Origin of the sequence: Pseudonocardia oceanicola (assembly GCF_047200735.1) — a bacterium.
In the GTDB taxonomy this organism is placed as follows: Bacteria; Actinomycetota; Actinomycetes; order Mycobacteriales; family Pseudonocardiaceae; genus Pseudonocardia.
Window position 1 is genome coordinate 1 of sequence record NZ_JBJZON010000095.1, and the last position, 513, is coordinate 513.

Annotated in this window: 1 pseudogene; it reads left to right on the forward strand. The window is 75.0% G+C overall.

From position 1 onward, the window contains the following. Positions 1–513 (forward strand): annotated as a pseudogene (locus tag ACL02T_RS34965) (MSMEG_0569 family flavin-dependent oxidoreductase); the annotation flags it as partial.

Sequence of the window (513 nt, forward strand, 5' to 3'; positions counted from 1 at the left end):
ATGCGGCTGCACGGGCGGCTGGTCGGGGTCACCGGCGGGCGGCTGCGCTTCGCCGGGGACCTGCGGGCCAACCTCGACGGTGCCGACGCCGTCGCCGAGGCCATCAAGGACTCGATCGACGCCTACATCGCCGCCACCGGCATCGAGGCCCCCGCCGAGGAGCGGCGGGCCCCGGTCTGGGCGCCGGCCTGCGACGAGCCGGAGGAGATCGACCTCGCCGCCGCCGGCCTCACGAGCGTGATCTGGTCCACCGGCTACGGCCGCGACGACCGCTGGATCGAGCTGCCGATCTTCGACGGGCGCGGTTACCCCACCCACGAGCGCGGGGTGACCAACTGGCCGGGCCTGTATTTCATCGGCCTGCCCTGGCAGTACACCTGGGGCTCGGGCCGCTTCTCCGGCGTGGCCGACGACGCCGAGCACGTCGTCGGCCGGATCCTCGAGACCCGCCGCGCCGGCCGCGTCGCCGACGGCCTGCACTGGCTGGCCGGCACGCCCACCAGCACCTTCCCG